We start from the raw sequence: 20,809 nt of genomic DNA on the forward strand, positions 1-20,809 counted from the left end.
GGGTATTGGACCTTTGACAACGCCCGCTTCGGCCTTGTGGCATCCCGGGTGTAGCACGCGGGGTGTTCAGGTTCTGAACACACGGCGCCTCAGAGGGTGAGCCATTCCAGCTTCATGGCACCGAATTCTGCCGGCGCCATGCCATAGGCGCGGCGGAAGGCGCGGGTGAAATCGGAGGCATAGCGAAAGCCCAGACGCGAGGCGATCTGCGCAATGGGAACGGGCGCCGTCTGCGCCAGCTCGTCTGCCGCCTGACGCAAACGCGAATTGCGGATGTACGCGTGCAGGCCGCCCTCGTGCTCGAACATGCGATAGAGCGTCGGGCGGGCAAGAGGGAACATGCTGAGCACGTTATCCGGCGTCAGATCACGGCGATGAAGGTTCCCATGGATGTAGTGCTTGATGCGCCCGAGCATCGCATCGCGTGCCGCCGCCCTCACCTGGCCGCTGGCGCGTGCCTGCTTGCCGAATGCCGCAAGAATCAGCCCGGCACAGGTGCGCAGTGCCCGTTCGGCTTCAGCGGGCGCCATGCCTGGAAGCTCGTCACACAGGTCAAGCAACGACTGCCGCAACAGCATCGTCAGCGGGGACGTGTAACCAAGCACCTGCCCGTGAATCGACTCAGCCTCGGGAATGGCTGCATTCACCACGCTGCGCGGAAAGAAGAATGCAAGAACGCGCGCACGGGTCGGGCGCTTCATCAGCATCGGCTGACTCATGTCCAGCGCGAGAATACCCGGCACGTACTGGGTCGACTTGCGCTGATGGGACGACAGGGTCTGGGTATCGGCAATGCCTTCCACGGCCACATGAAAACAGAAGTCCGTCATGTTGTCGGTGGAAATCCGCGCGAGGGTGCGTTCCTGCGATACAGGGTCGGTTCGGCTGTCCAGATAGATCAGGCCATCCAGCACAAATGTCTCGATCTGCCCGTCGAAACCGCGCTTCACATGGGCACGGGAGATCGGCACGTCGAGGATGCGACCGACGTAATCGCTCCACGCCAGCATCTGCAAATCCACCCGCTCATTGGCCACGGAAAACTGCTCACGGATGAGCGTGGACCCTGCGTCGCCGGAAGCCATGCGCGTGTGCCTCAGGTAACGGGCAGACATGGCCTGAAGAACGGCCTCGGAGTACGCCCGGATGGGGGGAGTGGGTTGCCCCATATGCGTTTGCTGACGTGGTGAAACGGTGTGGGAGCGGATCGCCCTGAAAGGGCGATGCTATCTCAGATCAGTATGCAAATTCAGCCTCGTTGTGAGGGTGCCAGGGCGCCCTCTTAACCGTGCGTCTCACTTTTGTTCTGGCGGAAGCCGGGGCCCTCCTCCTTGCCATATGCTCGCGCGGACTGAGGCCCCGGATGCGTTTACCCGGGGAACAGAACGTCATTCAAACAGGGGAAGTCAGCATGAGCGTCGCATGGCAGTCACGGCCGAAAGAATCCCACCTTCTGCACTTCAGCCTGCCGAAGGTCGAGGAATCGCACGAGCTCACACTGAACGTGTGCCTGCAACGCTTCCCGCTGAAGCCGCATACCGAAGCGACGCGACTCGCGGCGCGCGCAAAACATGGCTTTCTGCGCCACGCCACGAATGATGACCTGACCCACTACATCGAAGTGGAACTGCCCGGAGACGCGGTTGCGCTGATGGAGGTGACCCGGGTCGTTCTGGTCAATGGCCTGCCCGCCGAAAAGACCGTGCATCTGGGCATCCACCTTCCCAGAAGTGGTCTGCGCAATGCGGTGCAGACCATTCGTGAGCAACCCGGCACGGAGATGGAAAGCCATCCGAAACTCATCCGGCTGGCGAAGCTGCTGGCGAATGACGCGCACGTCGATGACGCAGAGCCGGAGGATCTCGCTCTGTGGCAGACGCCTTACGAGTGCGCCGCCTCGCTGCTTTTCCAGCATCCGGACATCATCTATCTCGATGCCAAGAACGGCACCGACGACAAGCCCGGCTACATCATGGAGCGCTGCATCCGCAAAGCATTGATGCGGACGGGCGAGCTGATCGAAATCATCAGCATGCTGGGGGATGACTGGGTGGATACCCAGGTCGCGAAGGGTCCGGACGACAAACCGCTGGTGGACGCAGCGGGCAACCCGGTCTACACGCGCGTGCTGCATCCCGAAGTGCAAGCCGCGCTGCGTGCCCCGCTCGCCTATGCAATCAAGCTCATCAAGAGCGACAACGTTCTGCGCGATGTGAAGTGGAGCTTGCAGTACGGCACCACCACCGATACCTATGGCGCTTCTGCCGACGATGGCCTCGCCCCGCATCAGGCGCTCCTGGCCAGCGATAGCAGCGCGGTGGCCGCCGGTCCCTATAAGTGGTCGCTGGCCAATCGCACGCCGGGCTCCGGCCTGTCGGTCAATCCGTCGCTGGAATTCAAGCCTGCCACTCAGCAGAAGGTCTTCAACACGACGGACATCTGGCTGAACTCCGAGCCAGGAAAGGCCGCGCTTAGCCCCGAAGCAGTGAAGGAACTTCTGGCTGGCGGCATGTTTGTTTCGTTGTGCACGCCGGAGCATCCCAGCGGCATATTGCGTGCGCAACTTCTGCCCAGGGGCCCGGTTGTCGACGGCAAGGAAGTGGAATTCGATGCCGTATTCAGCGGCGATGCCGCCGTGCCTCCGGTATCCAGCAAGGCCAGCGCGACAGGGCGGTTCAAGCTCAACGACCTGCGCACGGCGCTCACCTTCAGCATTGCGGCCAGGGAACTGGGCCCCTCGCCCACGGGCATGCTGGGTATCGGCATTCCTGGCCAGCGCGATAAAGACGTTCGCCCGTTTCCAATTGCAGATGACAGCGCGTATGGCACGCTGACGCTCACCTGCACGAACGAATGGCTTCGCCACCTTTCTGCATGCGTGCGCTATCTGGATGAAAGCGGAAAAGTCATCACTCCCACGAACTGGTCCGAGAAGATTCCCAGCGGCCTGCGCTCGCTGTTTCAACAGGACGACAACACAAAGTTCCTGGACCTGGTGCCGCCGGTACGCACGGTATTTGCCATTCCTGTACCGCCTGATCCGACGCGGATTTCCATTCCGGTTCCAGCAGACGCGCGGTCGGTGCAGATCTATTTCGGGGGTCTGGGAAGCGGCGGCAGCTATGACGGTGCAGTGTGTCCGGTCGGCTTCGCGCTGACGGTAGTGATGGAGATGGCCGTCCCCATGATACTTCTGGTGGCCGGCACGGCGGTGACCAACTCCAAGACCGTGGTTGAACTTGTGGCCAATACGGAAGTCCTGTTCGCCGTGTGCACCGTCGCGGCCTTCCTGGTGGCGGGAGGCTCTGCGGCATATATCGGCACGTCACAGGACCCGATGATCGCGGTGAAAAATTGCGCGATTACGCTGGGACCGATGCTGCTGTCGCCCGCGACTGCACTTGGCCAATATCTGCTGAAGGAATACGCCGCCGGCATGGCCGCGCGCGCGGTTCCCTTCCTCAACGTGCTGACCACCGTGGTCAGCGGTGCCGTCACGGCGGCCCAGCTGGCGCAGACCAGTATCGAAGTCGCATCATCGCCATGGGTGTTCAACGCCGAGATTACCCGAGCGATTGACCTGGATGTGACGCTTGTTCCGGATCACAACTTCCATCGTTTCCCGGACGTTGCCACCAGCTACTCGGTAGCCGTGGTGTACGACAAGGGCGCCACATTGCCCAAGCAGGAATTCCAGCTGCGCAACGGGCCGCCGTGGAGCAAACCGATCAAGGTGATGTTCAAGGACATTCCGGCAGGCGGACGCCTGAAGGTCTACGTGTTCTTCTACGCGGCCAACGGCTGGCAGGCGGGCCAGGGCGAATCGGGCTGGATCGACGCGCGCGGCACAAAGGATGCCACCCTCGTCATCAATGGCCTGGAGATCACCACCAACGAAGTGCCGTTGACGAAAGACTCGGTCTACACGCACGCATCGAAAATCGCTTACGACCAGGCCCGTGGCGGACACTACTGGCATGCTGTGAAGGTGTCCCCGGATGCCACCTCGGCCACTGCGCCAACGGACCCGAAAAAGTCCATTCAGCGGCTGATGTCGATCACCACCGCGCAACGTCCGGCCATGATGGCTTATGCGTGGCAGGCCACGGGGCTCAACGTTCCCCTGGATGACGCGTCCGCGACGCCAGTCAATCAGTCGATGTATACGCTGCAGAATCTGTCGACACTGGAAGATCCCGATAGCGCCTATGCCACGCCGGCCGTCGGCTTCAACAGTCCTCCGGGCGTGTTCTATGACGTTGCCAGCCCGCAGAACGGCACCGGCCGCAACTTCTTCGCCGACTCCACGCGCGGCGACTTCGACGCCGTACGAAACCCCGCCGGTGGCATGCACATCCGCCGCGTTGCGCTGACTTACCGGGGCCAGCCACCCGCATTCAAGACACGAAGCAATGAAAGCTGGGGGCGCTTCCCGATGGCGATGGATCGCTACATCCTGCATCCGCAGGGTGCGGTAATCGGTATCAACTACTCCACGCACAAGATCTACATCCTGCAATTGCCGACCGCCCATACCACTGATGACAAGGCACCGCTGGCGACAATGGCATCGGGCGAAGGGCTTCGCGAGGGAATGCTCAGCGGGCCGCGTGCCATTGCCACCGGCCTGGATGGTCGCGTGCTGATTCTGGAGAGCGGCAACAATCGCATTCAGGCATTCGATCTTCAGGGAAAGCCTGTCGCGTATTTCAAGGATGCGAAAAGCGGTCAGAAGACATCGATCATGGCGCTCAGGGATTCGGAGAACTCAACGTATCTGGACCTAGCCGTCGAGGCCAAGGGGTATCTGTACGTACTGCGCTGCCGGAGCCCGGTCAGGCCGGAGAACTACATGGTTGACCTCTATCAGCCCGATGGCACGTTCCTGACGTCCACACCGAGGGTGACGGCGGACAAGATCACGGTTGATCTTTTGCGCAACATGTTCTCGCTGAACTACGAGGTCATCTACGGCAAGGACGGGCGTCCGGAGCCTTCCGTCAGTCTGTGGATTCCCCCCGCGCCTTCTGCCAGTTGATGGAAACATCTGTGCACAAATCGCTCGACAAACACATCGGCTCCGGAGGCGGGGCCGATTTCGACCTGCTCTTTCGCGGCAAGTACAGGCTGTCGATGGAGGTCGCACCCCATCGCTACTTTCTTGCCGGAAAGAACAACAGTGCGGAAGTGGCACTGACCACCAACGCGACCGAAGCGATGCTGTTCGCCCTGTATGACTTACGCTTTCCGGATGGAACAAAAAACGTCGTCGTACTCCAGGCGATGCCTGGAAATCTGACGCTGCCCATGTCTGGTGGCTTTGTCGTCATCATGGGAGATAGCGACGCCGTAAGCGGCATGAATATGTTCGACTATCACCAGGCCACGCAATTCATCACCGAACCGCGTGGGCCGGGCGAACTTCGACTGATGCATCGGCGCCGCAACCGCCGCCTTACCGTACGCGCGACGGGAGGCAGCCCCACGTTCTGGCTAGCTCCTCAGAATCAGTTCGACGATGCACCATGGCGACTGGACGCCGTGCAGGAGTGGCGCGACGGCCCCATGGACAATGCCGACCTGAGTTATGTCCTCGGGCTGCGTCACAGGATTCATTCGGGGCAGTCGTTCAAGGGAACGAAGCTTGATTACGCAAGCTTCACGTCAGCCTTCCTGGGGAATGCCAGGTTCAACGGCGCCAGCTGCGTGGGAACGGCATTCAACAATGCCGACCTGGCCGGTGCGGACTTCACGGGCGCCAACCTCACCGATGCCATTTTCAGCGGCGTTGACGCACGGGGTGCGAAATTTCCCGGTGCGAAGTTCTCTGCAAAGAGTTTTGATCGCACCTACGCGATGTTCGATACCCGCTTCGAGAAAGCCGTGCTCACCAAGGCTGTTCTTGATGGATGCAGTCTTGGCAAGGTCTGTTTCACGGGAGCCACGCTCGACGAAGCGAGCTTCAAGAAAGCCGATCTTCTCCATGCAGACTTCACGGACGCAAGCGCTGCGCGCGTCGCATTCGATGAGGCCAATGCCGCCGGAGCCCTTTTCAAGAACGCCAACCTGACCGGAGCCACGTTCCGCAAAACCAGAATCGGTGGCAGCACATTCAAGGCGAGCACGCTTACCGACGCGTCATTTGAAAATGCCTCGCTCGACCTGCCGGCCGGCTCGCCGCTCGTGGATTTCACGAGCGCAACGCTGTACCACATCGATTTCAGTGGTTGCGATCTGCGAATGGCAACGATTGTCGGACGTCCTGCATTTCACAGAAGCGACGCACCCTCACCGGATAGCTCAACGAACTATGCCAGATTCAAAAGCGCCCAGGTGCCCCTGGCCGTCATCGGCGAGACGAACTGGCGCATGCTCGACCTGACCGGTGCAACGATTCATGGGTCGCTGAAAACACTCAGGAATTTCCAGGGGCATTACGCCATCCTTCCTGACAACTATAGTTTTGCGGACGGCATCGACCTGACCGGAGCGAAATTCGTGGGTGCACGGTTGCGCGGCGCACGACTGAGCGGTGCGAAAGCAACCGCTGTGTCGGGCAAGCCCGAAACCTTCCCTGACTTCACGGGAGCAGATCTGACCAGTGCGAAGATGGCCAGCTGCGTCATCTGGCGCACTATCTTCACGAACGCCATCATGCATGGCGTAAATCTGTCGGGCTCGGAACTGTCCTACGCCATGTTCAATGGGGCGCGTCTTGATTCGAAGCCCGGTGAGCGCGCGGGGGCATCGCTGGTTGCGGACTTGAGCCAGGCCAGACTGACTGAAACCAACTTCAAGGGCGCCTACCTCAATGGATCTCCGGATTCACTGGGTGCGAACCTCAGTCTCGTACGTTTCAGCGGGACGATGGCGGACGCCACGCTTACACGAGCCGTGTTCACGGGAGCCTATCTGGCCGCTGTGGATTTCAGCGGGGCAAAGTTGAAGTCGATGGCAGGGGTGAACTTTGCCGGGACCTGTCTGGTCAACTGCAACTTCAAGGGCGTTTCGCTGCAGCAGGCGATACTTACCGGCGCCTGCCTGCTGGGTGCTGACTTCACCGATGCGGATCTGGGCAGCGCAAAGATGGCGAGCGCGCTCATCGCCGGTGATGAAATGGTGCAAGACGAGAATACGCTCGCCATCGAGGGTTTCACGGTGCCCATATCGCTGGCTTACCAGCGCACCATCATCGTGGAGAGCATGACGGACGACGCAACAACCTGCCCCAACCGAGACAACGGTCCCTGTGCGGAAGCCTCATTGCGCAGAGTGCGCGGGCCGCAGGTATGGCAATACAAGGCCAAGAGTACGATGACTGAACATGGCAACCCGACTACATCGCCCGAAACAGATGCACATGCGCTCGACTGACCGGCAAGATTTCCTGCCTGCTGCGCAAATGAATCTCGGCCGTTTCGTTTCCAGCGCGAACAACGTGTGACACCGCGTGCACATTGACGAGCACCGAGCGATGCACTTGCAGGAATCGCGTGGGATCGAGCTTCGCGGCAAGTTCCTTCAGCGACATAGTCAGAATGGCCTCGCGCGGATGGCCCGCATCATCGTGCCAGGCCACGCGCGTGTATCGGGCGTCTGAACGAAGATAGTCGATGGATTCCACCGGAATCATCTTCAACGTCTGGCCAATCTGCGCGCTCAGCCACTTCAGTGGTGCTTCGGCAGGGCGCGTGGCAGCGTCCAGGCGGACGCTCAATTGACGCAACTGTTCGGCCATGTCGACGGTCACCGAGGTTGAGCCAAGCCGGGCCTTCACGCGCGCGACGGTGTCGATCAGCCGGGACAATTCCACCGGCTTCACCAGATAGTCGAGCACGGCGTGCGCGAACGCCTGCACAGCATAGTCGTCGTAGGCAGTAACGAACACGACATGCGAGCGCCCCTGAACAGCCTGTGCCACATCGATGCCCGACAGGCCCGGCATCCGGATATCCAGAAAACAGACGTCCGGATGATGCAGGTCAAAGAGGCGTATCGCGTCCTTGCCATTGCGCGCTTCTGCCACGATGCGCAGATCGGGCCATGCCACGCCGAGCTGACGAATCAGCGCTTCACGAAGCAGCGGCTCGTCGTCTGCCACCAGCGCGGTGGGCCTCGTATTTGTCATGTCACCTCCCGTACGGGCACGAACACTTCGGCGCGCATGCCACGTGGCTGAAGGGGCTCCATGCGCAATTGGGCCTCGTTCCCGAACTCGAGAAAGAGCCGGTCCCGCAACGTGTTCAATCCGGTCCCCAGGCCCGGCGAAGCCGTCGCGACCTGCGCCCCCGTGTCGTCCACCCGCAGACACCATCGCCCCGCATCAGATCGCGCGGTGACTGTGATCCGGCCACCTTCTTCGTTGGGATCAATGCCGTGCTTCACTGCATTTTCCACCAGCGTGAGCAAGGTCAGGCCCGGACAGCATGGCGTAGCCGTATCGCCCTCGGCATCCACGCTATACGTAAGTCGATCAGGCATGCGCATGTGCATGAGCGCCAGATAGGCGCGGACCAGAGCAAGCTCGTCGGCCAGAGGAACCAAAGGGGTGTGCAGGCGCGGCACAGCCGCACGCAGATAGGCAACAAGGTTGCGCATTACCTCCGCCGATTTTGGCGAACCTGAGTCGATAAGCGCCTGGATGTTGGCCAGCGTATTGAAAAGGAAGTGCGGTGCAACCTGACGTTGCATGAGTTGCAGCTTCGCATCAGCCGCCACACGGTCAAGCTGAGTACGCTGAAGGTCGAGTTCCAGAGCCTGATAGCGCGCCAGCGCGTCTTTCTGCCTCACCAGTGCCGTCAACGCGATCCACGGAGCGACCAGTACGCCACCGACACTCAGAGTCCAGAAGCCGCTCATACGGTCGCCATCGTGCCAGAACGGCGGCGCTCCCGACTTTGTCGACGCGATATAGATAATCAGAGCCACCAGCGGGATGATGATTGCCACACCCACCACCTGAAGCACCCAGCGCGCGATCCAGGATGGAAGGCGACGCGGCCAGCGCTCGAACGCGGCGAACACCAGCAACGCAGAAAAGCCCAGTGCAAACACCCGTACGACTGCCTGCATCCAGTGATCCCAACTTAGCGACACAAGAGCACCGAAAACGGCGCACAGGGCTGCCACTGTCAGCAGACGCCGGATGCTCAGCGGCGATGGCAGTGTTTGCGACAACGGCATGGACGCCTCGGGTGCAGTGAAAGCCAAGCATAGCCAAAGAACGGGTGGCCGCTCGATGGGCCCGGTTAGCCGGCGGTGGGCAGCATGTTGGGCCACCACATGATCGCCGCGGCGGCGGCCGAGCCGACAAGCGTGGCCAGACCGCAAACGATCAGCATGCCGGCCGTGGCCCACTGAATGACGGGACGGGTTTCTTTGGTTGCACGTAGCCACGCCTCAAGCACAGCCAGTGGCAACAGCGTCTGCGCGAAGGCCAGTAGCGTCAGGAAGGGGCCGGTGAACGTCCTGGGATCGAACCCCACCGGCCCCTGATTCACCACCAGCCAGAGCATCAGCCCCACCCTGAAGAACCACACACCGCTCACTACCAGAAACAATCTCAACGCAGCACGACGATGCGCATCGAAGCGACGGGCGCGGGCGTGTCGCCATGCCGCTCCGGCAAACGCAATGATCAGAACAGCATTGAAGCTCGTACCCAGATGTTGCGACAGGTCGCCCGCAGCGCCACCGCGAATCCATATCAGGGAAAGGCCGCCGACACCCATGCCAAGCGCCAGCAACATGTAGATACGCCCATTCCAGCGGTGAAATCCAGGCGCCAGTTGCCGCCATCGCGGCATCAGCTGAAGAAATCCCCCCAGCATGATGGCTACCGCCATCGCCAGATGCAGACCGAGCACCGCATTGAACACCACGTCGCCCTTGACGTATCCGCGATTCATGATTTCGTTCCAGCGCTGCGGCTGCGATGCCAGTTGCGCGCGCCCATAGAAAAGCACCACGTAACTGGCAAACACCAGCTGACTCGCTCCCGCCATGCTCACCCACGCCGTGGCAGCGATCCTGAGCACCCGGCTGGCACGAGAGATTCTGGGCCGTGCAGGCCGCGCAGACGCCCCGGCCAATACCGCTGAGGACGAAAAGATGTCGGACATGAGCAAACGACTCCGTTGAATGACGGAGCCCATTGTTCAATCAGGTGTCGGTGGGATGTGGCGCGTTCTGTACCAGTAACGCCACAGAGCGGATGGACGGTGGCGTGGACGGATGAATGGTGATCCGTTGCCGGTCAGCCCCGCCTGTACATCAACGCTTCGGCCAGATGATTTTTCTCCACGCACCCGGTGCCACCCTCGATGTCGGCGATGGTCCGTGCTACGCGCAGCACGCGGTGATAGGCGCGGGCGGAGCAACCCAGTTTTTCCAGCGATTGTTCGAACCAGCGACGTTCGGTGGGCGGTAGCGCGCAGTCGCGCTCAAGATTGACGACGCTGAGGTTGGCGTTGGGCTGACCTGCGCGAAGCAGGGCTTTTTCTCTTGCGCGAATGACACGGGCGCGGACGGTGGCGGTGTCGTCATCGCCGGGTCCCGGGGGGGCGCTGAGTGCCGATAACGGCACGCGCGGCACGTCCACGCACATGTCGATGCGATCCATCAGCGGGCCGGAGATGCGCGAGCGGTAGCGCTGCACCTGGTCCGGGGTACATCGGCAGGATTGGCGACTGTCGTCGGTGTAACCGCAGGGGCAGGGATTCATCGCCGCGACCAGTTGGAACTCGGCGGGGAATGTGCACTGACGTGCGGCGCGGGAGATGACGATTTCGCCGGACTCCAGCGGCTCGCGCAGCACTTCCAGCACGTGGCGGCTGAATTCGGGCAGCTCATCAAGAAAGAGGACACCGTTGTGGGCAAGCGAAATTTCGCCTGGCCGCGGCGATGAACCGCCACCCACCAGCGCAGCGCCTGACGCCGTGTGGTGCGGAGCGCGAAACGGGCGGTGGCGCCAGCGGGAAGGATCAATGACCTCACCACTCAATGAGCGCAGCGCACAGCTTTCGAGCGCTTCGGTTTCCGTCATCGGCGGCAGAATGCCGGGCAGTCGCTCGGCCAGCATGGTCTTGCCCGTGCCTGGCGGCCCCATCAGCAACAGGTGATGGCCGCCGGCGGCGGCTATTTCCAGCGCGCGCCGCGCTTGCCACTGCCCGCGGACGTCGCGCATGTCCGGGCCAGCGAACGGCGGGTGGTCAAGGTCGCATGCCTCCGGCGACGCCAGCTCCCCTACCCCGCGAAGCCACGCACAGACTTCCGCGAGACTGTCAGCCAGGAGGATGTCTGCCGGGCCGACCAGGGCGGCTTCGGCGGCGTTGGCCCGGGGAACGACGACCCTGCGACCACGTGCACGGGCACGGAGCAAGGCAGGCAGGATGCCGGGTACCGGACGCAGGGCGCCGGAGAGCGCCAGCTCACCGAGGAATTCACAGTCATCCAGCCGCTCCCTGGGAACCTGCGAGCCAGCCGCAAGGATGCCCAGCGCAATGGCCAGGTCGAAGCGACCACCATCTTTGGGCAATTCAGCAGGGGCGAGATTTACGGTGACGCGACGGTTGGGGTATTCAAACGCGGTGTTCTGAATGGCCACGCGGACCCGGTCGCGCGCTTCGCGCACCGCGGAGTCGGGCAAACCGACAATGGACGTGCTGGGGAGGCCACCTGACAGGTGAACTTCCACGACCACCTGTGGCGCGGAAACGCCCTGCTGGGCACGCGACAGAGTGACCGCAAGGCTCATGGGAGCTTCGAGCCTGCCTGACCGAACGTCGATCTGGCTGACATACGCGCTCCTTGCGTCATTGGATAAATAACCGCCCCCGACCGCTCTCGGGGTGAGGGTGACGAATCGGGGGCGGCTCCCGGGAGGTGGCGAACAGGCTACTGTCCGCGAGCTGCTGCACCGGCTTCGAGCTCGGCGAGGCGCTTTTCCAGCTGTTCCAGCTTCTCACGTGTCCGAGCCAGTACCTGGCTCTGGACATCGAATTCTTCTCTGGTTACGAGATCGAGGCGGCGCAAACCTTGCGCCAGAATATCTTTGAAGTTGGCGTGCAGATCCTCACGCGCTTGCGCCAATCCTGGCGGAACCAACGATGCCAACCGCTGTGCGAGTTGATCGATACCCTGCACATCCATCTTGCGCACCCCGATGTCGTAGTGAAAATTCTAGATGAGTCACAGAAAGCTGCCATAGGCGCTCGCCGCTGTGTAGTGTAGGGTTTTTCCTACAAAAGTCCTCCCCGTGATGGTGGGCCGGGACGGCGTCGCGTTCAGGTGGCACAATGCCCCGTCAGGGTGTGCGCATGTGGCGCGCCCCATGGGAGTGAAGCAATGAAGCTCGTGGTGGCCATCATCAAGCCGTTCAAGCTGGACGACGTCCGTGAGGCACTGGCCGATGTCGGCGTGCAGGGCGTCACGGTCACGGAAGTCAAGGGATTTGGCCGGCAGAAGGGCCATACGGAGCTGTATCGCGGCGCGGAATACGTCGTGGACTTCCTGCCGAAGATCAAGCTGGAAGTGGCGGTCGCCGACGATATGCTGGAGCGCGTGCTTGAGGCTATTTCAGCCGCCGCCCGCACGGGCAAGATTGGCGACGGCAAGATCTTTGTCAGCTCGCTGGAGCAGGTCATCCGTATCCGTACGGGCGAGCTGGACAACGACGCCCTGTAGGCCTCAGGCCGCCGAAGCGGCCAGGCGATGCTGGCGGTGACGCAGCAGCACGCCAGCCAGGTAAGCGATGTAGTAACCAATGTTCAGGCCAATGACCAGCATGGTCAGCGGGCTGTTGCCCGGCGCCGGGCCGTGGACCTGGGCCGCATGCTCCGCACCGGCAAACACCGGAGCCAGAGCGGCGAAGCGCCAGATGAGGCGACCGATCAACAGCATCGACAGCGCGCCACCGATCCACGGATTGGGCGTGTAGGTATCGCCCGCTTCATTGCGTCCGAATCTGGTGAACCGCAGCCCCACCAGACCGAGCGCCGCTCCGAGGATGAGCCCGCCTGCCGCACCCTCGCCCAGACGCACGTCCTGAAGGACGGATGACAGCATGGCGCAGGCAATCATGGAGAAAATGACCAGTCGGGTCGTCATTCGCCTGACCCGGATGGGCTGCTGGCCGAAGTGGCTGCGCAGGCGCCGGTAGAGCATCAGGACGATCAGCGGGGCAAAAAGAAACGGCGCGTAGGTTCCGAAATCGAAATGCATGATGTGTGCCCCTGACTGGTAAGTGGGTTCACTTTAGCTGGCGGCCCCAGGCCTTCCGACTGTCGGGCGCCATCCATCGCGCGTGACGGGTGTCATGCCCGCCACAAAGCCAGGGCAGACACCCGCAAGGGAACGCGATTACTTCGCTTTGCCCTGATTGGCCACGGCGGCCATCTTCGCCGCGATCTCCTCGGCGTTGCCGAGGTAGTAGTGCCTGACCGGCTTCATGTTCTCGTCGAACTCATAGACGAGCGGGATGCCATTGGGGATGTTGAGTTCCGTGATGTCGTCATCGGAGATGCCATCGAGGAATTTGACCAGGGCACGCATGGAATTGCCGTGGGCCGCCATCAGCACGTTCTGGCCAGACTTGATGGCCGGAGCCAGCACTTCGTGCCAGTACGGCAGCACGCGCTCGACGGTGTCCTTGAGGCATTCGGTCAGCGGCACGGCAATGCCCTGGCGCTGGTAGCGCAGATCAGCCGGCTCGTCGGCTTCGGCCTGGGCCGGCGGCGGAATGTCGTAGCTGCGGCGCCAGACCTTGACCTGATCTTCGCCGTACTGCGCTGCCGTCTCAGCCTTGTTCAGGCCGGTGAGGCCACCGTAATGACGTTCGTTGAGGCGCCAGTCGGTAACCACCGGAATCCACATCAGGTCCATCACGTCCTGCACGTGCCACAACGTGCGGACGGCACGCTTCAGATACGACGTGTGCGCGACGTCGAACGTGTAACCGGCTTCCCTGAGCAGGCGGCCGGCTTCCTTTGCTTCCTCGACGCCCTGCTCGCTGAGGTCGATATCGGCCCAGCCGCTGAAGCGGTTTTCGAGGTTCCAGGTCGACTGACCGTGGCGGATCATCACGAGTTTGTACATGGCAACGTCAGCTTGAGGGCTAAAACGGAGATGTTGGAACCTCGGGTGCGGGCCGTCAACTTGGCGCCCCTGCCGAAGGTCACGCTAAACGAAGCGCGGATCTGGCGCATCCTAGCGTCACATTCAACGCCGCGGAGTCACCCATGCATCGCCAACTGCTGTCCCTTCTGGTCGCCGCTACCCTTTCTGCCTCCGCGTTTGCCGGGGACACCGACGTCAGCAAGGTCAATGGCGCTGCGCGCGTCGAGGCCGGCCAGACCGCTGGCGACGTCAGCACGGTCAATGGATCGGTGCAGGTGGAAGCGGGCGCACATGTGAAAAAGGCCGATACCGTCAACGGTTCCGTGAACCTCGGCGACAGCGCTACGGCCAACGCGCTGGAAACGGTCAATGGCGCCATCTCGATGGGCGCCAAAGCCCAGGTCGCCACCACCGTGGAAACGGTCAACGGCGGCATTCATCTGAATCAGGGCGCGGACGTGCGCGGCCGCGCGTCCAACGTCAACGGCTCAATCGTGCTTGAGGCTGCCCACGTGGGTGGTGGCCTGGAGACGGTCAATGGCGATATCGACGTGGGCGCCAACTCGCGCGTCGAGGGCGGCATTCTGGTCAAGAAGCCCAGCTGGTTCAGCTCGTCCAGCCGCCTGCCGCGCGTGGTGATCGGCCCCAACGCCGTGGTTCAGGGCCCCCTGGAATTCCGCCGCGACGTGGAACTGCACGTCAGCGACAAGGCCACCATTGGCCCCGTGACGGGCGCCACGCCGGTCAAATTCTCCGGCGCCACGCCGTAACGCATCACACCCAGTTGCGCGGCTTGAGGTAATCGTTGAGCCGCGCTTCCGGACTGCCTTCCTCCGGTGCGTACGCGTATTCAAAGCGCACGCGCGGAGGCAGGCTCATCAGGATCGACTCGGTACGGCCGCCCGACTGCAGCCCGAACAGTGTGCCGCGGTCGTAAACCAGGTTGAATTCGACATACCGGCCGCGCCGATAAAGCTGGAACTCCCGCTCGCGCTCGGTGTACGGCGTGTTCTTGCGGCGTTCCACGATAGGCAGATAGCCGTCCAGAAAACCCTGGCCCACATCGCGCGTCAGTGCGAAGCAGCGGTCAAAGCCACCGGCGTTCAGATCATCGTAGAAGAGTCCGCCGACACCGCGCGTTTCATGGCGATGCTTCAGGTAGAAGTATTCATCGCACCAGCGCTTGTAGTCAGCGTATACGTCGTCGCCATAAGGCGCGCACAGGTCGCGTGCCACCGTGTGCCAGTGGGTGATGTCCTCATCCACCGGATAGAAGGGCGTGAGATCGAACCCGCCGCCGAACCACCACACCGGCTCCACGCCCTCTTTGGACGCTTCAAAGTAACGGACGTTGGCGTGCGTGGTCGGCACATGCGGATTGCGCGGATGCAGCACCAGCGACACGCCGGTTGCCACGAAACTGCCACCGGCGAGGTCCGGACGATGTGCCGTGGCGCTGGGGGGAAGCTGCGTGCCGTAAACGCGGGAAAAGTTGACGCCCGCCTGTTCAAACACAGCGCCATCGCGCAGCACGCGCGTGCGACCACCGCCGCCGGCAGCGCGAGTCCATGCGTCTTCCTCAAAACGGGCTGAGCCATCCACCTTTTCGATGGCGGCGCAGATGCGGTCCTGCAGTTCCCGAAGGAACGATTCGGCAACGTCGGCTTGCTCGGACATGACTTCGGTTCTTGGTCGTTGAGTTCGTGGAGAAGCTTAGCAAGGAGGCGACGCGCGTCCCTGCGGCAGGCAGTCGCGGGGGAGCCGGGACCGTTCTCAGGAAATGCGCTCGCCCATGCGGCGATTGCCAATAAGCGCGGCCCAGCGCAGGCCGATGTCGGTCCACATGATGTAGCCGGCCTCCATCGCTATACGTGCGACGTATCGTCGCGAGAGGGGCAAACGCGACTCCGCAGCGATGGGCATGGCGTCGAAACCCAGCCTGCGGGCCAGCAGCATGCAGCGGGCAAGATGATAACGACTCGTGATCAGTGCGACGGGCGGCAGCGCCCCTTCACCCGTGCGCAGCATGTTGCGCGCGTGGCGCAGGTTTTCCAGCGAATCAATGGAAGCCTCTTCCAGTTCCAGCGGCACGTCGCCCGGCCAGTCCTGCGTGACCAGCCAGCGCCGCCCCGCCTCGGCCTCGGAGACATGGCCGCTGCTTATGCCGCCCAGCAGCAGCACGCGGCCAGCGCGGCCCATCCGCGCCGAGAGCAGCCCACGGCGCAGCCTGCCCTGGTAGTCGTGTTCGGGAAGGTCATCCTCCAGCCGCCGGCCGAAGACCAGCAGCACCATGGCCGAGGGCGGCACAATCGCGCTGCGCGACGCCATGCGCCATACGTGTATCAGATACCCCACGTACACCAGCCCGCCGCTGGCCAGCACGGCCACCAGGGTGACGAGGCCCGCGTGGAGGATGTCGGTATCGGACAGATATCGCCATACGCCACGGCGGAACGGCTTCAGAAGTCGGGTCATCGAAGGGACGGAAGCGGGCAATAACGAAAGTCTGCGCAGCGGCGACCCGATGCGCAATGCCTGAACGATGGCTGCCTTTTCACACCGCTGTGCTAGGCAAGTGCGAAGGCGCCCGCTAGGCTCGCCTGCATGCCTCATTCCATGCCTCCTCTTGCCATACGCGCATTTACTGCAACTTCCGCACTCGGCCGCGGTGTTGACGCCCATGCGGCTGCACTTGCCGCCAGCCAGACCGGCCTGCGCCGCAATGATTTCAGCTCCGCTCCCCTGGATTGCTGGATCGGACGCGTCGACGGACTGGAAAACGAACCGTTGCCCGACGACTTCACCTCCTGGGACTGTCGCAACAACCGCCTTGCATGGGCCGGCCTCGCGCAGGACAACTTCATGGATGCCGTGCGCACGGCCCGGGAAACCTACGGTGCCTCGCGCGTCGCCGTGCTTCTTGGTACGTCCACCTCCAGCATCGGCGCCACAGAAGAAGGCTATCGTCGCAAGGAAGACGGCCGGCTGCCCCGTGACATGGCGTTCGCAAACCTGCACACCCCGCATTCGCTGGCTGGCTTCGTGGCGACGGCGATGGAACTGGAAGGCCCCTGCATCACCGTGGCCACGGCGTGCTCGTCCAGCGCCAAAGTGTTTGCCACGGCAGAACGGTTGATTCGCCTGGGTCTGGTCGACGCGGCTGTCGTAGGGGGCGTGGATACGCTCTGCGACAGCGTGCTGTTTGGTTTCAACTCGCTTGAGCTGGTGTCGCCCGAACCCTGCCGTCCGTTTGATGCGGCACGCCGGGGCATCTCCATCGGTGAAGCGGCCGGGTTTGCCCTGCTGGAACGCATCGAGGCCGCGCCCGACGCGCCGCGTTTCGTGGGCTATGGCGAATCAAGCGATGCGCACCACATGTCCACCCCGCATCCGGAAGGTCTGGGCGCGGAGCTTGCGCTCAACGATGCACTGGCCCGCGCAGGACTTTCCCCCACCGACATCGACTACATCAACCTGCATGGCACGGCCAGCCTGAAGAACGACGAAGTGGAGGCCGCGCTTGTCACACGACGCTTCCGGGAAAGCACACGTGCCAGCTCGACCAAAGGTTTCACCGGTCACACGCTGGGTGCCGCCGGCATTCTGGAAGCGGTGATCACGCTGCTGGCGATGCGCGACAGCCAGGTGCCCGCGAACATCCATGCGGACACGCCCGATCCGCAGTGTGGCCCGCAGATGGCATGGACGCGCGAACAGCGTCCCGTCCGCGTGGCACTGAGCAACTCGTTCGGCTTTGGCGGCAATAACGCCTGCCTCGCCTTCGCTGCCGCGGAGCGTCTGGCATGAGCGCCGCACTGACCCTCTGGGTAAAAGGCATGGGCCTGTGGGCTCCGGGCATCGCTGACTGGTCGCAGTTTTGCGACGTGGTTCGTGGCAACGCGACGCCTGGCGAAGTGACCCGCCCGCTCGCCGATGCACTGCCGCCGAACGAGCGTCGCCGTGCGCCGGAAAGCGTGTTGCTTGCCGCCGCCGCCGCAGGACAGGCCGTAACGATGAGCGGACGTTCCGCCGCCGACCTGCCGTGCGTGTTTGTGTCCGGCCACGGCGATCAGACCATCACCGACTACATGTGCGAAACGCTGGCAACGGCTCCGACGGAGCTGTCCCCCATCCGCTTCCACAATTCCGTGCATAACGCGCCGGCGGGCTACTGGACCATCGCCACGCATTGCCACGCAGCGTCGAGCGCTGTGTCGGCCGCTGACTTCAGCTTTGGTGCCGGCCTTCTGGAAGCGGCCACGCTGGCCGTTGCCGATGATCGCGACGTGCTGTTCGTGGCGTACGACATTGCAGGAACAGGCCTGCTCGGCGAAATGACCCGCTCGACGGGTGCCTTCGCCGCCAGCCTGGTGCTCAGTCCGCATGAGGAGCCCGGCGCCATCCGCGTAGACGTGTCTCTGGTTGCCGGCAACATCGCGGCAGGACCGGGCGACGTGTCTGTGCTTGCTCCCATCGCTCGCAGCAATCCCTCCGCCCTGGGACTTCCGCTGATGGAAGCTCTGGCGCGCGGTGCGCCACAGGCCGTGCGGATCGCTGCGGCAGGCAACCTCGACCTGCACGTGGATATGGAGTCACTCCGGTGAACCAGACGACGACGCGAGTATGCATACTGATTCCCTGTCTCAACGAAGAGAAGGCCATACGCGGAGTCGTCGAATCAGCGGTGGCCCTGGGGCTACCCGTCATCGTGGTGGACGACGGCTCGGACGACCGCACACCGGACATAGTCAGCGAGCTTCCTGTCACCCTGCTTCGTCACGCATCGCGGCAAGGCAAGGGCGGTGCATTGCGCACCGGCTTTCGCCACGCATTGGCCGAGGGCTATGACGCGGTGCTGACGATGGATGGCGACGGACAGCATCAGGCCTCTGACATCCCGCGCATGCTTGCCGCGTCCGCCCGGCACCCCGGTGCCATCGTGGTGGGCGCCCGCCTGCTCGACCGGGATCAGCAACCCAAGGGGCGGCGTCGCGCAAACGCGGTGGCTGACTGGGGCATTTCATGCGCGTGCGCCCAGCCCATCGCCGATACGCAGAGCGGACAGCGCCTTTATCCGCGTGCAGCGCTGGCGCTGGTCGACCTGCCTGTCGAACACTTCGTCTTCGAGGCTGCACTACTGATCAGCGCATCCCGTGAACTGGGCATGGAGGTCGTTTCCGTGCCTATTCCCTCGCGCTATCAGGGCGAGTTTCGCCTGAGCCACTTCAGCCCCGTTCGCGACGTGACGCGCATCACCGTCTATACCGTGGGCCGTGCATTCCACTACGGTAACGTCATGGCCAGCTACCGCCGTTCACGCGCCCGCCCCCCCACCATTGTGGATATTCCGCAAACGTAATCATCGGAGAAGGCCATGGGCGCTGCCCTGTTGCTCGTGCAGTTGGTGGTCATCCTGCTTACGGCGCGGGCGCTTGCCTGGGTGCTTCGATGGTTCGGCCAGCCGCCGGTCATCGGCGAAATGATCGCGGGCCTGGCATTGGGGCCTCTCGTGTTCGGAGCCATTGCGCCGGATACCCAGGCCGCACTGTTCACCAAAGCCAGCCTGCCGGCCCTGCAAAGCCTCAGCACCCTGGGGCTCGTGCTCTTCATGTTCGTGGTGGGGGCCGAACTGCGCATGCCTGGTGGCGCGAGGCGTCAGCTTGGGCATGCCACGCGCGTCGGCGTGCTGGCAGTCGCCCTGCCCATGCTGCTGGGCGTCGCCGCCGCCCCCGCCCTCTACCCGCGTTTTGCACCGGAGGGCGTGGCGTTCTGGCCGTTCGCCCTGTTTCTTGCCACCGCCGTCGCCATCACCGCATTGCCCGTGATGGCGCGCATCCTCAAAGAACGTCAGCTCACGCAAAGCGAACCGGGACGGCTTGCGCTGGCCTCGGCCGCCGTGGCCGACGCACTGGCCTGGGTGGCTCTGGCCATGGTCGTCGCGCTGATCTCGGCGCATGGCAACTGGGTTCCGTTCTGGCAGACGCTTGGCGGCATGCTCGGCCTGGCGGCCCTGTGCTTCGGGCTGTTCCGTCCTCTCCTGACCCGCATGCTGGCCCGCCATGCAGCCGACGGTCGGCCGCATGGCGGCACGTTGGTCGTGTTGCTCGTGGGTGCGCTGGCCTGTGCTGCCGCCACCGAATGGCTGAACCTGCACGCCGTATTTGGCGCCTTCCTGTTTGGCGCATGCCTGCCCCGCGATGACCGCCTGCTCGCCACGCTCACCGAGCGCATCGAACATGTGGCCGTGCTGTTGCTGCTTCCTGTCTTCTTCGCCCTGGCAGGCCTCAACACCAGCCGGGACGCCTTTGCCGGCGGGGCAGGCCTCGCCCTGCTCCTGATCCTGCTGGTGGCCATCGCCGGGAAGGTACTCGGCGGCATGGCCGGCGCCCGTTGGGCCGGGCAAAGCTGGCGGGATTCCTTCGCCATCGGTTCACTGATGAATGCACGGGGGCTGATGGAATTGATCGTGATCCGCGTCGGCCTGGATGCTGGCGTCATCGGCCAGGAAATGTTCACTATGCTGCTGGTCATGGCCATCGTCACCACGGTGATGACCACGCCAATGCTTATGTGGTTCATGAAGCGTCGTCCCACGGAAGCGCAGGCCACACGCCGACAGGAACGCATAGCGGGATCTTGATGTTTCACAGACATGTTCCGTGCGTGAATGGCGGATCAAAACGGGGATCTGCAT

The 20,809-nt window shown here is 63.0% G+C and carries 18 protein-coding genes; 8 read left to right on the forward strand and 10 right to left on the reverse strand.

Annotated elements, in window-relative coordinates:
• Positions 1 to 89 precede the first annotated feature (89 nt).
• Positions 90 to 1,085, reverse strand: coding sequence for a helix-turn-helix domain-containing protein (locus FHW69_RS04675; protein WP_221195367.1), 996 nt, complete (start codon positions 1,083 to 1,085; stop codon positions 90 to 92).
• A gap of 326 nt (positions 1,086 to 1,411) precedes the next feature.
• On the opposite strand from FHW69_RS04675, the gene FHW69_RS04680 reads away from it, so the two are divergent.
• Both FHW69_RS04680 and FHW69_RS04685 read left to right on the forward strand, forming a co-directional pair.
• Positions 1,412 to 5,038: a hypothetical protein gene (locus FHW69_RS04680; RefSeq protein ID WP_183421829.1), complete on the forward strand. Its 3,627-nt coding sequence runs from the start codon at positions 1,412 to 1,414 to the stop codon at positions 5,036 to 5,038.
• Between the two features lie 149 nt (positions 5,039 to 5,187).
• On the forward strand, positions 5,188 to 7,374 hold the full coding sequence (locus FHW69_RS04685) for a pentapeptide repeat-containing protein (RefSeq protein WP_183421830.1): 2,187 nt from the start codon (positions 5,188 to 5,190) through the stop codon (positions 7,372 to 7,374).
• Here FHW69_RS04685 and FHW69_RS04690 read toward each other — a convergent pair.
• The 5 genes from FHW69_RS04690 to FHW69_RS04710 form a co-directional block, all read right to left on the reverse strand.
• A complete protein-coding gene (locus FHW69_RS04690) occupies positions 7,337 to 8,128 on the reverse strand; it encodes a LytTR family DNA-binding domain-containing protein (protein WP_183421831.1) in 792 nt (263 codons plus the stop codon). The two genes, FHW69_RS04685 and FHW69_RS04690, sit on opposite strands and share 38 nt — an antisense overlap.
• A complete protein-coding gene (locus tag FHW69_RS04695; RefSeq protein ID WP_183421832.1) occupies positions 8,125 to 9,183 on the reverse strand; it encodes a histidine kinase in 1,059 nt (352 codons plus the stop codon). Before FHW69_RS04695 ends, FHW69_RS04690 begins: the two co-directional genes overlap by 4 nt.
• Before the next feature lie 65 nt (positions 9,184 to 9,248).
• Entirely contained in the window at positions 9,249 to 10,004 is a 756-nt protein-coding gene (locus FHW69_RS04700; RefSeq protein WP_255494507.1) for a DUF2306 domain-containing protein, read from the reverse strand.
• Between the two features lie 251 nt (positions 10,005 to 10,255).
• A complete protein-coding gene (locus tag FHW69_RS04705) occupies positions 10,256 to 11,755 on the reverse strand; it encodes a YifB family Mg chelatase-like AAA ATPase (RefSeq protein ID WP_183421834.1) in 1,500 nt (499 codons plus the stop codon).
• Positions 11,756 to 11,895: 140 nt separating this feature from the next.
• Positions 11,896 to 12,150, reverse strand: coding sequence for an accessory factor UbiK family protein (locus tag FHW69_RS04710; RefSeq protein ID WP_183422280.1), 255 nt, complete (start codon positions 12,148 to 12,150; stop codon positions 11,896 to 11,898).
• A gap of 195 nt (positions 12,151 to 12,345) precedes the next feature.
• Here FHW69_RS04710 and glnK point away from each other — a divergent pair, with 195 nt between their 5' ends.
• Complete coding sequence (gene glnK, locus FHW69_RS04715) at positions 12,346 to 12,684, forward strand: P-II family nitrogen regulator (RefSeq protein WP_183421835.1); 339 nt, start codon at positions 12,346 to 12,348, stop codon at positions 12,682 to 12,684.
• A gap of 3 nt (positions 12,685 to 12,687) precedes the next feature.
• Here the strand turns inward: glnK and FHW69_RS04720 are convergent, their stop codons facing one another.
• Positions 12,688 to 13,221, reverse strand: a complete 534-nt coding sequence (locus FHW69_RS04720; RefSeq protein WP_183421836.1) for a DUF1453 domain-containing protein — start codon at positions 13,219 to 13,221, stop codon at positions 12,688 to 12,690.
• Positions 13,222 to 13,359: 138 nt separating this feature from the next.
• Positions 13,360 to 14,094 (reverse strand): 2,3-diphosphoglycerate-dependent phosphoglycerate mutase, encoded by a 735-nt coding sequence (gpmA, locus tag FHW69_RS04725; RefSeq protein ID WP_183421837.1) that lies wholly within the window; start codon positions 14,092 to 14,094, stop codon positions 13,360 to 13,362.
• Between the two features lie 143 nt (positions 14,095 to 14,237).
• Here gpmA and FHW69_RS04730 point away from each other — a divergent pair, with 143 nt between their 5' ends.
• Positions 14,238 to 14,885 carry a hypothetical protein gene (locus FHW69_RS04730; protein WP_183421838.1) on the forward strand — a complete coding sequence of 216 codons (648 nt, stop codon included), beginning with the start codon at positions 14,238 to 14,240 and terminating at the stop codon, positions 14,883 to 14,885.
• 4 nt (positions 14,886 to 14,889) lie between these two features.
• Here the strand turns inward: FHW69_RS04730 and hemF are convergent, their stop codons facing one another.
• Together hemF and FHW69_RS04740 are read right to left on the reverse strand one after the other, a co-directional pair.
• Positions 14,890 to 15,792 (reverse strand): oxygen-dependent coproporphyrinogen oxidase, encoded by a 903-nt coding sequence (gene hemF, locus FHW69_RS04735; RefSeq protein ID WP_183421839.1) that lies wholly within the window; start codon positions 15,790 to 15,792, stop codon positions 14,890 to 14,892.
• Between the two features lie 96 nt (positions 15,793 to 15,888).
• On the reverse strand, positions 15,889 to 16,590 hold the full coding sequence (locus tag FHW69_RS04740) for a YdcF family protein (RefSeq protein WP_183421840.1): 702 nt from the start codon (positions 16,588 to 16,590) through the stop codon (positions 15,889 to 15,891).
• 141 nt (positions 16,591 to 16,731) lie between these two features.
• Between FHW69_RS04740 and FHW69_RS04745 the strand changes: the two genes are divergently transcribed.
• Genes FHW69_RS04745 through FHW69_RS04760 form a run of 4 tightly spaced genes read left to right on the forward strand, consistent with a single transcriptional unit; the run spans position 16,732 to position 20,755 of the window.
• A complete protein-coding gene (locus FHW69_RS04745; protein ID WP_221195368.1) occupies positions 16,732 to 17,922 on the forward strand; it encodes a beta-ketoacyl-[acyl-carrier-protein] synthase family protein in 1,191 nt (396 codons plus the stop codon).
• The gene (locus FHW69_RS04750) at positions 17,919 to 18,719 is read left to right on the forward strand and encodes a beta-ketoacyl synthase chain length factor (RefSeq protein WP_183421842.1); all 801 of its coding nucleotides are present in this window, start codon (positions 17,919 to 17,921) and stop codon (positions 18,717 to 18,719) included. The genes FHW69_RS04745 and FHW69_RS04750 overlap by 4 nt, the downstream gene beginning before the upstream one ends.
• A complete protein-coding gene (locus FHW69_RS04755) occupies positions 18,716 to 19,474 on the forward strand; it encodes a glycosyltransferase family 2 protein (RefSeq protein WP_183421843.1) in 759 nt (252 codons plus the stop codon). Before FHW69_RS04750 ends, FHW69_RS04755 begins: the two co-directional genes overlap by 4 nt.
• Before the next feature lie 15 nt (positions 19,475 to 19,489).
• Positions 19,490 to 20,755, forward strand: coding sequence for a cation:proton antiporter (locus tag FHW69_RS04760; protein ID WP_183421844.1), 1,266 nt, complete (start codon positions 19,490 to 19,492; stop codon positions 20,753 to 20,755).
• Positions 20,756 to 20,809 lie beyond the last annotated feature (54 nt).

Origin of the sequence: Luteibacter sp. Sphag1AF, from assembly GCF_014192715.1 — a bacterium.
GTDB lineage: Bacteria > Pseudomonadota > Gammaproteobacteria > Xanthomonadales > Rhodanobacteraceae > Luteibacter.